This window comes from Ruegeria sp. BI7, assembly GCF_056537925.1.
Genome location: NZ_JBQFSK010000001.1, coordinates 1,033,053 through 1,047,629, shown reverse-complemented (window position 1 = coordinate 1,047,629; position 14,577 = coordinate 1,033,053). Strand labels below are relative to the sequence as shown.

The following is a 14,577-nucleotide window of genomic DNA, read 5'->3' as shown; positions in this document are numbered from 1 at the left end:
CTCCGGGTGTTTTAAGTCTTGGGTATCAGCGGTCAGAACGTCATTCAATCAATGCCCCGAGGACAAGCGCCTTTAGCTCTGCCCGCGATGGGTATGAACTGGAGGGTGACAACTGGGTGAAGAAGACTGTGGTCAGGTCGTTGACCCGGTCGATCCAAAAGTATGTCGACGCCATGCCGCCCCAGCCAAAATCCCCCAATGAGCCTGGCACTCGGGTTCGACCGGGGTTTATCACCACAGCACCGCCCAAGCCGAATCCGGTACCCTCCATGGGCTGTTCTGCGAAACTTTGCGGACCCATCGAGGCGATGTCGCCTGGCAAATGGTTGCGCATCATGTAGTCCACAGTTTTGGGACCTAAAATGCGGTGTCCCGCGCCCTGCCCGCGATTTCGCAACATCTCCGCAAACCGTGAATAGTCGTCGATCGTGCCAACCAAGCCGCCACCACCCGAAAACGTCGTGGCGTTTTCGAACGGAGACCCTTTGGCCTGATCAACCAGCCGCAGGGTCTCGGCACCGGTTTGTGCCGAATTCAAGGCCATCGCGTCCCCGGCCAACGGAGTGTACAGCGACGCAAATCGATCCCCTGCTCCTTTCTGTACTGAAAATCCGATGTCCTTCATTCCAAGCGGTTCAAGAATTTCCGTCGCGAAAAACTGGTCCAGAGTTTGGCCCGAAACAACCTCGATCACGCGACCAATTACGTCGATGCCCACTGAATATTCCCAGCGAGTGCCCGGTTGGAACGCCAGAGGCAGAGCAGCAAGGTCGCGGACGCGATCGGCTAGAAGACCTTGATCTGGTTTGAACATAAGGTCCTGTTCATCCATCGCTAGCGGCAGAACTCCGGGGTTGAAGGGATAGCTGAACCCACTTGTATGCGTCAGGAGTTGATGCAGCGTCGGCGTAGGTGCGTCTTCGGTTTGATCTAACCGCGCGGCCCCCGGAATCAGTGCCTGCATTTTGGAAAATTCTGGCAGAAATTCTGATAGTTGCGCATCGAGGTGAAACAAACCCCGCTCGGCCAGCATCATCAGAGCGACAGTGGTGATCGGTTTGGTCATTGAATAAATGCGCACAACTGTATCGCGCTGAAAATCCAGATCATCTTCAACGCTTCTTTTGCCGCAGGCGTTGAAAAACACCTCGGAACCCTTGTGTTTCACCAACAGGGAGTTGCCCGCGTATTTTCGCTCATCGACATAACGCTGCATCCAGTCGGCAATGCGGCTCAGGCGGTTCGCGTCGAAGTTTGTCATTGATGATTAACCCCTTGGTACATGGGCGCGATCTTGCGGGCTTACGTGCTGAATTGACAGGGAAATCGACCACACGGACTGCAAGCCTGTTACACTAGGGTCGTAGCGGATTCGCTTGTCACGAGTTGGTTCATTTCTAGTGTTCAAATTCTCGGAGGAGCAACATGGCGCAACATATAGATTTCGTTTATGATTTTTGCAGTCCCAATGCATTTTTGGCGTTTAAGACCTTGCCGGACTTGGCAGGCGAACACGGTGTGCAGGTGAACAATGTGCCGGTCCTGCTGTCGACGGTTTTCAAGGTGACCAACAACCAAAGCCCGTTTCAGGCCTTTTCGGAAAACCGTCAGAAATCGGCCTATCTGACTCATGATCTGCATCGATTTGCGCGCACGCGGGGCCTGAGCTTTCACATGAGTCCTCATTTTCCGATTAACACCAAATTTGCCATGCGTGGGGCTGTGTTTGCGTCCGGAAAACCCTGGGAAGACAAATATATGAACGCTGTTTTCGATGCGATTTGGGTGCATGGTCAGAAGGTCGATGAACTGGGTGTTCTGTCGGAAATCATGCAAGAGAACGATCTGCCAGCGCGTAAAATACGCGAGGCGATGACCAGCGTCGATATCAAGCAACAACTGAAAGACCAGACCAAGGCCGCCGTAAAACGCGGTGTGTTCGGCGTTCCCAGCATGTTTGCGGGGTCCGAGATGTTCTTTGGCAAAAATAGCCTTGGAAATCTTGGGTTGGAGCTGTCAAAAACGCCTTAACCTTCTATCGCGTCCAGCCCGTGGCGTGCGAACATCGGAACATACGACCCAAGGATCGTCGCCCTTTCCGGGTCGGAAGCATTTCCGTCCTGCGCGCGTTTGAAGACACCCTGCAAAATTGCGGCCATACGAAAGAAGTTGAAGGCCAGATAAAACCCGAAATTGTCGATCCCGGAAAGGCCACGACGCTGGCAATACTGATCGATAAATGCCTGATCTGAGGGCAGGCCTAGACTTGCCCGATCAATTCCGGCCAGACCCCTGCCCTCGGCACCCGGCGGCATCTGCCACTGCATGATCACTGCCGCCAAATCTGCATACGGATGCCCGATCGTCGACAATTCCCAATCCAGAACCCCGATGCAATGTGTACCGTCTTTCTCAAACATCAGATTGTCGATACGGTAATCACCATGCACCAGCGTTCTTTGGCCGTCATCTGCGGGTATCGAACCTTCAAGGGCGGTCATCAGCGCATCCATCTCGGGGATATTTGCGGTCTCAGAGGCGCGGTACTGTTTGATCCAGCGCGCAATCTGGCGTTCAAAGTAGTTTCCGGGCGGGCCATAGTCAGATAGTCCGGCGGCATCGATATCCACCTCGTGGAGGTCGGCCAGTACACGGTTCACTTCATCCAGCACTGCGGAGCGGGTGGCATCGGTTTCCCCGCTCAATGTAGGTTCTAAAAATACGCGCCCTTCCAGATGCTCCATAACGTAAAAATCCGACCCGATGACATCGCCATCCTCGCACAGCAGGTACATTTTGGGGACCGGTACGGCACTGTTGGCCAACGCGCTTTGAACACGGAATTCCCGATCCACCGCATGGGCAGATTTCAATAACGCACCCGGAGGCTTGCGACGCAGAACATAAGACTGATCGGGGGTCTTCAGCAAAAAGGTCGGGTTGGATTGTCCTATCGCAAACTTTCTCGCCTGCAACGGCCCACAATAGCTCGGAAGATGCGACTTGAGGTACGCATCCACGGCCGTCAGATCCAAACTCGTACTGTCCATCTACGCCTGAATCCTCACAAAGCTTCGGCAAATATGTTCCCGGCCGTCTCGACGTTGATCCCACCGGACACCGGGATCACTGCACCGGTGACATAGCTGCCGCCACGACCGCATAGGAATAGCATACAGCCGGCGATATCCTCATCACGCCCAACCCGACCCAAAGGAACCGAGTTACCAACCCTTTCGCGTGTCTCTTCATCGGCCGTGGCAAAGGCAGTCATCTTCGAGACGAACGGCCCCGGTGCCAGCGCGTTGACCGTGATGTGGTAGGGCGAAAACTCCTTTGCCATGATCTTGGTCAGGTGCAGCACTGCCGCTTTCGAAGCCGAGTAGCTATAGGCCCCATCGCCCATCGGCACCTCACCCATGACCGAACCGACATTGACCACGCGCGCCGGGTCGTCAACTAAGCCAGACTGCATCAGCATCGGCAACAGTTTTTGAGTCAGCTCGAACAAACCCGCGACATTGACCGACATAACCTTGTCCCAGGCCTCATGTGGGAATTGTCCCATAGGCGCACCCCAGGTTACGCCTGCATTATTCATTAGGATATCAAGGCGATCTGTTCGCTTGTTAACCTCGGATACAAGCGCCGCGATTCCATCTTTGGTTGCAACATCTCCGCCGAATCCTTCGGCACGACCGGGCGCATCCAAAGCGTTCAGCTCAGCCGCAACGGCTTCGCAGGCGTCTGCCTTGCGGGATGCGATCAGAACACGCGCCCCTGCCCGCACCAAAGCCTCGGCCGCCATTCGCCCGATGCCTGTTGCGCCACCGGTGACCAGTGCGGTTTTGCCTTGCAATGAGAATAACGTGTCGGGGGTCATGGTCTGCTCCTCGGTAAAGTGGCTATAGGCACGTCTGGGAAATGGTTGATTTCTTGACAACTCATTGGTCCGCGCCAAAGCTCCTCATATCCGAATAACAGGTATAACGGGATTAATATGCAAGCTTTACTCAGCGTCGCGCCGGGCGGGCCAGATACACTAGAGCTGACCAGCCTGCCTGATCCAGTACCGGGTAAAGGCGAATTGCTGATCGGGGTTAGGGCCGCAGGCGTTAATTTCCCCGACACACTGATCATTCAGGACCTCTATCAGATCAAGCCACCCCGCCCCTTTGCGCCGGGCGGTGAAATCGCCGGGGACGTTCTAGCCCTTGGCGAAGGTGTAACGGGTTTCAACGTTGGAGACCGTGTTCTGGCGCTGACCGGGCATGGCGGGTATTCAACACATCTAACAATCCCCGCTGCAACCGCCATTAAATTCCCAAGCTCGATGCCATACGAGGATGCGGCCTGCTTTGTCTTTACCTACGGCACGTCTTATCACGCGTTGAAAGACCGCGCCGCCCTGCAGCCCGGGGAAACCCTGTTGGTGCTGGGCGCTGCCGGAGGGGTAGGGTCTGCCGCGATCGAGCTGGGCAAGGCCATGGGCGCACGTGTGATCGCCGCAGTCTCCTCGCCCGACAAAGCGGATTTTTGCCGAGATTTGGGGGCGGATGAAACGCTTATCTACTCCCGTGAGATGAACAAAGACGCACAGAAAGAATTCTCATCGGGAATCAAAGATTTGGCAGGGCCGTTAGGTGTAAATGTCGTTTATGATGCTGTAGGTGGAGATTATGCGGAACCTGCGCTGCGTAGTATGGCCTGGGCCGGGCGATATCTTGTGATCGGTTTCCCGGCGGGCATTCCCAAAATACCCCTGAACCTGCCATTGCTGAAAAGCTGCCAAATTGTAGGGGTTTTTTGGGGCGCATCGGTGCTACGTGATCCTGTAGGGCATTCTAAAAATGTGAATGATTTGTTCAAGTTATACGTCGATGCTCGTATAAAACCGCGGATCAGCGCCAAATATCCGTTCGACGTTGCCTCCAAAGCTCTGACTCATCTGGCCAACCGTTCTGCCCTTGGTAAAATCGTGGTGACAATGCCTGCAAGGGCTGAACATGATTGACGGTTTCTTTAATCGCTCGCCCTATACGCGCGTTGGCCGGTGGACATTCCCACCTGTTCGCGTTTAAGAAACTGGTATGGGAACAGTGAAATAATGCACAAAGCTCTGATTTTGAATGGCCCGAACCTGAACCTTTTGGGCACCCGACAACCCGAGGTTTATGGAAGCACCACGCTGGAGATGGTTGAGAATCTGTGCGTCAGCCACGGATCTTCCATCGGTCTTGACGTGTCGTGCTTTCAGTCAAACCACGAAGGTGCCCTGATTGATGCCATCCACGCGGCCAAGGGGGATCAGGACGGTATTGTTCTGAACGCAGGTGCTTATACGCATACCTCAATCGCCCTGATGGATGCGATTGCGTCCGTTGAACTTCCAATGATCGAGGTCCACCTGTCCAACATCCATGCCCGCGAAGAATTCCGGCACGTGTCCTATATCTCGAAGGTGGCGATCGGCCAGATTTGTGGCTTTGGCCCGCAGGGCTATGTGATGGCTCTGGACGGATTGGCGACGCATCTGAAAGGCGGGTCGACTGCATGAAGCTGAGCGAATACCTGCACTTTCTCAGCTATACCAAAACTTTGGAAGAGCTTTGGGACGCCCATTGCCGTCAGATGGCCGAATACGGGTTTGATCGGCTGATCTATGGCTACACCCAATACCGCACCGAAACATCGCTGGGTGATCCAGAGGATTTCGTGATTCTGACCAATCATGGAAAGTCCTATCTGGATGGATTCCTGCGAGGTGGCCTGTATTTTCATGCTCCGATGTTGAAATGGGCGCTAAGCAACGAAGGTGCCGCCAGTTGGAATATCGCCCAGGATTTGGTGTCCAACCGCGGATTAACACAGCAAGAACTGGACGTTCTGGAATTCAATCGAAAGCACGGCGTTGCGTTCGGATATACGGTCAGTTTCACCTCGGTTTCGATGCGTTCCAAAGGGGCGATTTCCCTTTCCGCAGGAAATGCGACCAGCCAGGACGAAGTGGATGCGATGTGGGTTGAGCATGGTGACGATATCCTGCTGATGAACAATGTTGCGCATCTTAAAATCCTCACCCTGCCCTATAACGCGCCGAACCGAGCGCTGACCAAGCGCCAGCGTGAAGCGTTGCAATGGGTCGGTGACGGCAAGACCACCCAGGACATTGCCCTATTGATGGGGCTGACATCGGCTACGGTAGAAAAACATTTGCGATTGGCGCGCGAGGCGCTGTCGGTGGAAACCACCGCTCAGGCCGTTCTGAAGGCGTCACTACAGAATCAGATGTTCGTTATGGAGGTCTAAGGTCCGAGAATTGACGCTCAGGAGCGTCAATTTACCCTAGGTAAGGAAATCATGACTTTCCAATCTGGGGGGCTGGTTGCAAAGTGAGAGTGTTCCGTGAGTGGTGGCTTTAGCCAGGGAACATTTGGTTGGATCTTTGTAATACCAAGGCTCTCCAATCGCTCTGACATAAAGGCGCCTATTTGTCCGCGTCAGTTTGTCGGAATTTTGAGGGGCCTCGACCATCCCCATCATGCGGGGCCCCTCATACCTTTTCAGAAAGGTTCAGGACGCGAGTGCGTCCTTTTTTATTGGCTAATGGCTTGAGTGGCCTAAAAAAACCGGCCACGACTTGCGCGACCGGTTTCTTTGGCTCCCCGAACTCTGCAGAGTTTGGGAGTGCTTTTTTAGCCTTGTGCGGCTTTAGCAACTTCTGCTGCGAAGTCTTCTTTTTCGACAACGATGCCTTCGCCAACTTCCAGACGGACAAAGCCGGTGATGGTTGCGCCTGCCTCTTTCGCCGCTGCTTCAACGGTCAGGTCAGGGTTCACAACGAAAGACTGGTTCAGCAATGTGGATTCAGCGACGAATTTCTTCATGCGACCAACGATCATCTTTTCGATCACCTGCTCCGGCTTGCCGGATTCGCGGGCAATGTCCATCTGAACCTGCTTTTCTTTTTCAACAACAGCCGGGTCCATGTCTGCCTCGGACAGGGCCGCCGGGTTCACAGCTGCGATGTGCATTGCAACTTGTTTGCCGATGGCTTCATCGCCGCCAGACAGAGCAACCAGAACACCGATTTTGCCCATGCCGTTGGTGGCCGCATTGTGGACATAGGACACAACAGTGTCGCCCGACAGCTTGGCCATACGACGGACCGACATGTTCTCACCAATGGTGGCGATTTTGTCGGTCAGGGTGTCCGCAACATTCTTGCCACCTAGATCAGCAGCCAGCAGCGCCTCGACATTGTCGACGCCTTCTGCGGCATACGCGATCTTGCCAACCATTTCCTGGAACTCGGCGTTTTTCGCGACAAAGTCGGTTTCCGAGTTCACTTCGACAGCAACACCGTTGCCACCGTTGACGTGAACAGCGACCAGACCTTCTGCAGCGGTACGGCCCGATTTCTTGGCCGCCTTGGCCAGGCCCTTGGTGCGCAGCCAGTCAACGGCTTCGTCCATGTTACCTTCGGTTTCGGTCAGCGCTTTTTTCGCGTCCATCATGCCTGCGCCGGTCGAGTCGCGCAGTTCTTTAACCATTGCTGCTGTGATTGCCATCTCTTGGCTCTCCTCAATTCAAACGGAATTGGGGCAGGTCTACCCTGCCCCATATGTCATTTAGGTGACGGGCAGCTTACGCTTCGGCTTTGGCTTCCGGCGCGGCTTCTTCTGCGGGTGCTTCTTCCGCAACGGCTTCTTCAACCGGAGCTTCTTCGAACGCACCCAGATCAACGCCTGCTGCACCCATCTGCGCGGTCATACCGTCCAGAGCGGCCCGTGCGGCCAGATCGCAGTACAGCGCAATCGCGCGCGCCGCGTCGTCGTTGCCGGGAATGATGTAATCAACACCGTCGGGCGAGCAGTTGGTGTCGACAACGGCCACAACCGGGATACCCAGTTTGTTGGCTTCGGCGATGGCCAGTGCTTCTTTTTTGACGTCGATGACGAACAGCAGATCAGGAACACCGCCCATTTCGCGGATACCGCCCAGCGAAGCCTGCAATTTGCCCTGGTCACGTTCCATGCCCAGACGCTCTTTCTTGGTCAGGCCCTCGGCGCCCGATTCCATGGCTTCGTCGATCTGGTTCAGACGGTTGATCGACTGAGAAACGGTTTTCCAGTTGGTCAGCGTGCCGCCCAGCCAGCGGTGGTTCATGTAGTACTGAGCCGACTTTTCAGCTGCTTCAGCGACGGGCTGAGCTGCCTGACGCTTGGTGCCGACAAACAGAACGCGGCCACCTTTTGCGACGGTGTCACGAACGGCTTGCAGAGCCTGATCCAGCATCGGAACGGTCTGAGTCAGGTCCATGATGTGGATACCATTGCGCGAGCCGTAGATGAACGGGCCCATGCGGGGATTCCAACGCTGTGTCTGGTGACCAAAGTGAACGCCAGCTTCCAGCAGCTGACGCATGGTGAACTCGGGAAGAGCCATGCTATTTTCCTTTTCCGGTTTACGCCTGGGCGGGGGTGAAAGAAGCGGATGCTCCAACCGGCGGTCTTAATGAGGATGTCTCCCTCAAAAAGCCCAAACCCCGCCTGCGGGTTTGAATGGCGCGCGTATACGGCAGGTTTTCAGGTAGTGCAAGGGCTTTCGCCCTTATTTTTCAAGCCGCGCGAGTGCGTGCGCGTGGCGTACAGCTTCTTCGCAATGCGCCGCCAGCGTCTTGCGACTTTCAAAATCGCTGACCTTGGCAGGGGCGTGATAGATCAGTTCGACCGCCCCTTGCTTGCGCGCACCCAGCGTTTTCAAAAGGTGTGGGGCGAAATCCATATCTCCCCACCAGCCATAAAACCGGTCGGGTTGCCCTTTAGGCGCGTGATACACAACCGAGACTGGCTGCACATACATGAAATCTCGCAATTCATCTGCGAAGAACGCGGCGAAAAGAGTTGTTTTAAAAGGTAAAACGCGCTGCCCGTCGGTCGAGGTTCCTTCGGGGAAAAACAGCAGCTTATGACCAGCTTTCAAGCGAGTTTCGAATATTCTTGTCTGTTCTCTTGCTTTCTTGCGGTCCCGCTCGATGAACACGGTTCCTGTTGCACGGGCAAGCCAGCCGATACCGGGCCATTTGGCCACCTCGGCCTTGGACACGAAATAGACGCGCTTGCGTGCATTCAAGGCGAAAATGTCCAGCCATGACGTGTGATTTGCAACCACAGCGCCGCGCTGTTGCATCAATTCGCCCGAGGTTCGAAACCGTATCCCGAGGATCCGAAACGCATTGCGGCAGACAAATTGCGAAATAAACGGCGTTACGGGGCGGCGCACGCCGTACAACGGACGCTCGATCAAGCGCACCACTAATAGAACTAGCAAACCTCCAAACACCAATACGGCCAGTGGTAATCCGCGGAGAAAAACCAACATCCACCCCACCAACCCCAGTTTGATGGGGTCTGGTTCATCCTCGCTGTTCCAAAGCGGTTCGTTCACCAATTTATGCCCCGCCATAGATGCGTTTCTGCCGCTCGTTCATGCGGGCCGTATCGAGGATCAGGCAAACATCAGTGGTGTTGAATGAATGGTCGATGAACGCGCCTTCTCCCACGAAACCTCCTAGGCGAAGATAGGCCTTGATCAATGCCGGAACCTGAACTATCGCAGCTCGGCGATCCAGATCGGCGGGCGCAACAAGATCCATGGATTCAAATACTTCTGGTTGTGCCCTCACCCTCAAATCAGGCGGCGCGAGATGGTTGTGATGCAGCATCGACAAGGGCTGCGCCAATTCCTGAACATCCGTTCCGTGAAAGCTGGCGACACCGAACAGAACTTCGATATCACGCTCGTTTACATAGGCCGCCAATCCGTTCCACAGGTGATACATCGCAGTGCCCCCGCGATAGTCACGGTGGACGCATGAACGGCCGAGTTCCAACAGCTTGCGACCGCTTTGCTTCAAAACAGTCAGATCGTATTCATCTTCGGAATAAAACTGCCCCAGTTCCGCAGCACGTTCGCCCGGTAATAGCCTGTAAACGCCAACAACTTCGCCTGTCAGGTCGTCTATCGCCAGCATGTGATCAAAATACGGATCGAACTTGTCGCGCTCCAGTCCGGCGTCATGATCTACCATCTCTCCGCCACCGCCCAGTTCGCGAACAAACACGTCATAGCGCAGCCGTTGGGCAGCGCGCAGTTCGTCCTCGGTCTGTGCAAGTTTGACGGTAAAGGAAGGGCCTGCGTCCGGCATTGATGGTTCCGTTCTTGTTTGCGCGCTGATACCGCAGTTTCCGTAGGGATGGCAACAAGAGCGGAATGCGCGGCCGTTAACCTTTCCTAAACCAGTTTCACAGATCAAAGACCGGCATCAGGGCGATGCGCGTTCCGTCAATCACCACTTTCCCCTGCTCGCGAAAGTTCACGGTGATCTTGCCCCCGATGTTGGACTGCACCTGTCCAACGCCCCAATCGGGGTAATCGGGGTGGCGGACGTACATGCCCGGTGCAAGAATAGCATTAAGGTCTGTCATGCGAGGGCTCCGGTCCGGCGGCAGATGCAGCAGGAGGTACGCATGAGCGACACCACAGTCAACCTGGCCGAGTTGATCGGGTCCCGGATCTGTCACGATTTGATCAGCCCCATCGGGGCGATCACCAACGGTCTGGAGCTGCTTGAGATGGTTGGCGCAGTCCAGGGGCCTGAGATGGAACTTATCTCGGGCAGTGTTGGCAGTGCCGGGGCGCGGATTCGGTTTTTCCGCGTGGCGTTTGGTTCAGCCAGCGATCAGCCTTTGGGCCGAACCGAGGTCTCGGAACTGTTAAAGGATGTCGAACGCGCAGGCCGCGTGCGCGTCAACTGGCACCTGACCGAGGCGGTGCCGCGTAATCAGGTCAAGCTGGCATTTCTGGCGTTGATGTGCTGCGAAAGCGCCATGCCTTTTGGGGGCGAAGTGACCATCAATCAAAATGGTGAAAACTGGACGGTCACAGGATCAGCCGACAAGCTGAATGTGGATAATGACCTTTGGAAAAACCTGCCGACAGGGCGATACCCCAATAAAGTCACGCCCGCACAGGTGCAGTTTGCTCTTTTGCCAAAGACTGCCACGTCGGTGGGGCGGCGGGTTGTGGCGGAAACCACCTCAACCCGCGTTGTGATCCGGTTTTAAGACCGGGTCGTTCCATTCCCGCGCACAAGATACTGAAAGCTGGTCAGCTGCGCCGCACCCACCGGGCCACGCGCATGCATCTTACCGGTCGCAATGCCGATCTCAGCGCCCATACCAAACTCACCCCCATCGGCGAATTGGGTTGAGGCATTGTGCATCAGGATTGCACTGTCGAGCCGCTCGAAGAACCGCGCAGCAGCGGTCTCGTCCTCGGTCATGATGCAGTCGGTATGGTCCGAGCCATTGAGACGGATATGCGCGATGGCTTCGTCAATATCAGCGACCGGTCTCGCCGCTATGATACTGTCGAGGAATTCTTTGCCCCAGTCATCGGCCGTCGCAGCCACGGTGCCATTCTGGGCCAGCGCGCCTTCGGCGTGAACCTCAACACCTGCGGCCATTAGAGCGGCGATAACGTCGCGTCCCAGTGTTTCCACCACATCCTGATGAATCAACAGGCATTCGGCTGCGCCGCAGATTCCGGTCCGCCGGGTTTTAGCGTTCATCACCACGTTCAGCGTTTTCTGCGGATCGGCGGCTTTGTCGATGTAGATATGCACGATGCCTTCAAGATGTGCGAAAACAGGTACACGCGCCTCGCGCTGCACTAGCCCCACCAGGCCTTTACCCCCGCGCGGGACGATAACATCGACATAATCCGTCAGGGTGAGCAATTCCTGAACCGCAGCGCGGTCTCGCGTCGGCACCAGTTGGATGGAATCCTCGGGCAGGTTTGCGGCCTTTAGCCCTTGGACTAGACAAGCGTGGATGGCGCCCGAAGAATGAAAGCTCTCGGACCCGCCACGAAGGATCACCGCGTTGCCCGATTTCAGGCACAGCGCGCCGGCATCTGCTGTCACATTGGGGCGGCTTTCGTAAATCACACCGATCACACCCAAAGGCGTACGCACACGCTGGATATGCAGTCCCGAGGGCATGTCCCATTCGGTCAACACCTCGCCCACAGGATCAGCCTGATCCGCGACCGTGCGCAGCCCGTCAACCATGCCCTGAATGCGCGCCTCGTCCAGCATCAGGCGATCCATCATTGCCGGGCTCAGACCTTTTTCACGACCGAATTCCAGGTCTTTCTTGTTGGCCTCGATGATTCTGGCACGGTTGGCCCAAACCGCATCAGCGGCGGCGATCAGGGCTGCATGTTTCCGTCCGGCGCTGGCAAAAGCCAATTCGGCCGAGGCTTTCTTGGCGCGTTTTCCAAGATCGGCCATCAGTGTGGGGATGCTGTCGAAATCCTTCATCTCAGATGCCTTTCAGTCGTTCTTTTGGTGTTCTAACATCGCTCGGCTACCGCGCCAAATCGTCTCGGTGGATCAGCACGGCCCTGCCCGGATAACCCAGAGTCGCCTCGATTTCTGAGGATTTTCGCCCCTTGATCGCGTCTGCTTCTTGCGCGGTATAGCGGCTGAGGCCCTGTGCCAAGCGTCGCGCTTCCGGGTCCAGAATGGCCACAGGATCGCCACGGCCAAAGTCTCCGGTCACTTCGACGATCCCGGCAGGCAACAGGCTTTTACCGTTGCCAAGTGCCCGGGCTGCGCCGGCGTCCACCACGATTTCACCACGCGGTTTCATCGCCGAGATCCACCGTTTCCGGGCCGCATGTGGGTCCAGGGTCGCGGTGAACCAAGTGCAATTCGCGCCGTTTTCAAGTGATTTCAGAGGGTTCAGCGGCGATCCTTCAGTAATCGCCATATCGCACCCGGCGGCTGTCGCCATCTTTGCAGCCAGCAGCTTTGTCTTCATTCCGCCTTTGGACAGGCCTGACCCGGCGTCACCCGCCATCTGTTCGATCTTAGGCGTAATTTCTTCGATCACGTCGTAACGCGTGGCCGAGGCGTCCTCATTCGGGTTGCCGGTATAGAAACCGTCCACGTCGGATAGCAGTATCAACTGATCCGCGCCCACCGTGACAGCGATCTGTGCGGCAAGGCGGTCATTGTCGCCATAGCGGATTTCATCCGTTGCGACCGTATCGTTTTCGTTGACGATAGGCACGACACCCAAACCCAGCAAAGTTTCAAGTGTCGCGCGTGAGTTCAGATAGCGGCGGCGGTCAGCGCTGTCCTCCAACGTCACCAAGACCTGCGCGGTAGTGATCTTGTGCGGCGTTAACGCCTCCTCGTACGCGCGAGCCAGCCGGATCTGACCTACAGCAGCGGCGGCCTGAGACTTCTCCAGCGGCAATGCCTCCATCGGCAAGCCCAAGACCCCGCGACCCAACGCGATAGACCCGGATGACACCAAAATGACGTCCGTTCCCTGCCCCTTTAGCCAAGCTACGTCCTGCGCCAAGGAGTGCAGCCAGTCCGAGCGCAAAAGGCCCGTGTCCCGATCCACCAGCAAGGCGGACCCGATCTTGACCACCAGACGCTTGGCTGAGGTCAGGGTTGCCACGTCTTCGCCTCCTCAACGGGCTTTTGCCGCAGGCGGTTTTCGTCAATCTGGGTACGCAATGCGCGCAGAACCTCGGTCACGCCCAGATGCGCCACACCGGACATTGTCATGACGGGGCCGCCGACGGCCTCTTCCAGCTCGGCCTTAGCCGCTTCGCGTTCTTCATCATCCAGTGCGTCGACCTTGTTCAGCACCGTAATGCGAGGTTTCTCAGCCAGTTCGCCGCCATAAGCCTCAAGCTCGTGAATAATGGTCCGATAGTCATCAGCCACGGTCTCAGACGTTCCATCGACCAGATGCAGCAGAACGGCGCAGCGTTCCACGTGACCCAGAAAACGATCTCCGATCCCACGGCCTTCGTGGGCGCCTTCGATCAGGCCGGGAATGTCAGCCACGACAAACTCGACGTTATCAACGCCGACCACACCCAGGTTCGGGTGCAGCGTGGTAAAGGGATAATCCGCAATTTTCGGACGGGCGTTGGATGTTGCGGCCAAAAAAGTCGACTTACCCGCATTGGGCATGCCCAGCAGACCCACATCAGCGATCAGTTTCAGCCGCAGCCAGATGGTGCGGTCGATCCCCGCCTGCCCCGGATTGGCCCGGCGCGGGGCCTGGTTGGTGGCAGATTTAAAGTGCAGGTTGCCGAAGCCGCCATTGCCGCCTTTGGCCAGCAAAACCCGCTGACCGACCTCAGTCAGATCGCAGATGACGGTTTCTTCGTCTTCGTCCAGAATCTCGGTACCAACCGGCACCCGCAAGACAATGTCGTCGCCGTCCTTGCCGGTGCGCTGCTGACCCCGACCGGGTTGACCGTTCTTGGCAAAGAAATGCTGCTGATAGCGGAAGTCGATGAGGGTGTTCAACCCGTCAACGACCTCGGCCCAGACAGATCCGCCTTTACCGCCATCACCGCCATCGGGACCGCCGTATTCGATGTACTTTTCGCGCCGAAAGCTGACGCAGCCGCCACCTCCGGCCCCGGACCGGATGTAGACCTTTGCAAGATCGAGAAATTTCATGTGTGTCCCCTACT

16 protein-coding genes are annotated in these 14,577 nt (G+C 56.4%); 5 read left to right on the top strand and 11 right to left on the bottom strand.

Annotation, left to right across the window (positions count from 1 at the left end; genetic code table 11):
- Positions 1–40: 40 nt before the first annotated feature.
- Complete coding sequence (locus tag ACR0JB_RS05240) at positions 41–1,261, bottom strand: serine hydrolase domain-containing protein (RefSeq protein WP_480789732.1); 1,221 nt, start codon at positions 1,259–1,261, stop codon at positions 41–43.
- Positions 1,262–1,425: 164 nt separating this feature from the next.
- Here ACR0JB_RS05240 and ACR0JB_RS05235 point away from each other — a divergent pair, with 164 nt between their 5' ends.
- Positions 1,426–2,031 carry a 2-hydroxychromene-2-carboxylate isomerase gene (locus tag ACR0JB_RS05235; RefSeq protein ID WP_170348710.1) on the top strand — a complete coding sequence of 202 codons (606 nt, stop codon included), beginning with the start codon at positions 1,426–1,428 and terminating at the stop codon, positions 2,029–2,031.
- Here ACR0JB_RS05235 and ACR0JB_RS05230 read toward each other — a convergent pair.
- The gene (locus ACR0JB_RS05230) at positions 2,028–3,050 is read right to left on the bottom strand and encodes a phosphotransferase family protein (RefSeq protein ID WP_170505293.1); all 1,023 of its coding nucleotides are present in this window, start codon (positions 3,048–3,050) and stop codon (positions 2,028–2,030) included. The genes ACR0JB_RS05235 and ACR0JB_RS05230 overlap by 4 nt on opposite strands.
- A 14-nt stretch (positions 3,051–3,064) precedes the next feature.
- Positions 3,065–3,883, bottom strand: a complete 819-nt coding sequence (locus tag ACR0JB_RS05225) for an SDR family oxidoreductase (RefSeq protein ID WP_170394092.1) — start codon at positions 3,881–3,883, stop codon at positions 3,065–3,067.
- A 117-nt stretch (positions 3,884–4,000) separates the two neighbouring features.
- Between ACR0JB_RS05225 and ACR0JB_RS05220 the strand changes: the two genes are divergently transcribed.
- From ACR0JB_RS05220 to ACR0JB_RS05210, 3 genes are all read left to right on the top strand, one after another.
- The gene (locus tag ACR0JB_RS05220) at positions 4,001–5,014 is read left to right on the top strand and encodes an NADPH:quinone oxidoreductase family protein (protein WP_170394090.1); all 1,014 of its coding nucleotides are present in this window, start codon (positions 4,001–4,003) and stop codon (positions 5,012–5,014) included.
- 93 nt (positions 5,015–5,107) lie between these two features.
- The gene (gene aroQ, locus ACR0JB_RS05215; RefSeq protein ID WP_170505288.1) at positions 5,108–5,557 is read left to right on the top strand and encodes a type II 3-dehydroquinate dehydratase; all 450 of its coding nucleotides are present in this window, start codon (positions 5,108–5,110) and stop codon (positions 5,555–5,557) included.
- Positions 5,554–6,309, top strand: a complete 756-nt coding sequence (locus ACR0JB_RS05210; RefSeq protein ID WP_170505285.1) for a helix-turn-helix transcriptional regulator — start codon at positions 5,554–5,556, stop codon at positions 6,307–6,309. The genes aroQ and ACR0JB_RS05210 overlap by 4 nt, the downstream gene beginning before the upstream one ends.
- 386 nt (positions 6,310–6,695) lie before the next feature.
- On the opposite strand, the gene tsf is transcribed toward ACR0JB_RS05210, so the two are convergent.
- The 5 genes from tsf to ACR0JB_RS05185 all read right to left on the bottom strand — a co-directional run bounded on the left by tsf (position 6,696) and on the right by ACR0JB_RS05185 (position 10,490).
- Positions 6,696–7,571 (bottom strand): translation elongation factor Ts, encoded by an 876-nt coding sequence (gene tsf, locus ACR0JB_RS05205; protein WP_170348704.1) that lies wholly within the window; start codon positions 7,569–7,571, stop codon positions 6,696–6,698.
- Between the two features lie 76 nt (positions 7,572–7,647).
- Entirely contained in the window at positions 7,648–8,448 is an 801-nt protein-coding gene (rpsB, locus tag ACR0JB_RS05200; RefSeq protein ID WP_170348703.1) for a 30S ribosomal protein S2, read from the bottom strand.
- A gap of 165 nt (positions 8,449–8,613) precedes the next feature.
- Positions 8,614–9,468 (bottom strand): lyso-ornithine lipid O-acyltransferase, encoded by an 855-nt coding sequence (olsA, locus tag ACR0JB_RS05195; RefSeq protein WP_170394088.1) that lies wholly within the window; start codon positions 9,466–9,468, stop codon positions 8,614–8,616.
- Complete coding sequence (olsB, locus tag ACR0JB_RS05190) at positions 9,455–10,210, bottom strand: L-ornithine N(alpha)-acyltransferase (RefSeq protein WP_170505282.1); 756 nt, start codon at positions 10,208–10,210, stop codon at positions 9,455–9,457. Before olsB ends, olsA begins: the two co-directional genes overlap by 14 nt.
- Positions 10,211–10,307: 97 nt before the next feature.
- The gene (locus ACR0JB_RS05185; protein ID WP_170348700.1) at positions 10,308–10,490 is read right to left on the bottom strand and encodes a DUF3553 domain-containing protein; all 183 of its coding nucleotides are present in this window, start codon (positions 10,488–10,490) and stop codon (positions 10,308–10,310) included.
- A 42-nt stretch (positions 10,491–10,532) separates the two neighbouring features.
- Between ACR0JB_RS05185 and ACR0JB_RS05180 the strand changes: the two genes are divergently transcribed.
- Complete coding sequence (locus tag ACR0JB_RS05180) at positions 10,533–11,129, top strand: histidine phosphotransferase family protein (RefSeq protein ID WP_480643772.1); 597 nt, start codon at positions 10,533–10,535, stop codon at positions 11,127–11,129.
- On the opposite strand, the gene ACR0JB_RS05175 is transcribed toward ACR0JB_RS05180, so the two are convergent.
- From ACR0JB_RS05175 to obgE, 3 genes are read right to left on the bottom strand one after another with little or no spacing between them, the layout of a single operon-like run.
- Entirely contained in the window at positions 11,126–12,388 is a 1,263-nt protein-coding gene (locus tag ACR0JB_RS05175) for a glutamate-5-semialdehyde dehydrogenase (protein WP_480643771.1), read from the bottom strand. The genes ACR0JB_RS05180 and ACR0JB_RS05175 overlap by 4 nt on opposite strands.
- A 46-nt stretch (positions 12,389–12,434) precedes the next feature.
- On the bottom strand, positions 12,435–13,541 hold the full coding sequence (gene proB, locus ACR0JB_RS05170) for a glutamate 5-kinase (protein ID WP_170358454.1): 1,107 nt from the start codon (positions 13,539–13,541) through the stop codon (positions 12,435–12,437).
- Positions 13,529–14,563 carry a GTPase ObgE gene (gene obgE, locus ACR0JB_RS05165; RefSeq protein WP_170348696.1) on the bottom strand — a complete coding sequence of 345 codons (1,035 nt, stop codon included), beginning with the start codon at positions 14,561–14,563 and terminating at the stop codon, positions 13,529–13,531. The genes proB and obgE overlap by 13 nt, the downstream gene beginning before the upstream one ends.
- Between the last annotated feature and the right edge of the window lie 14 nt (positions 14,564–14,577).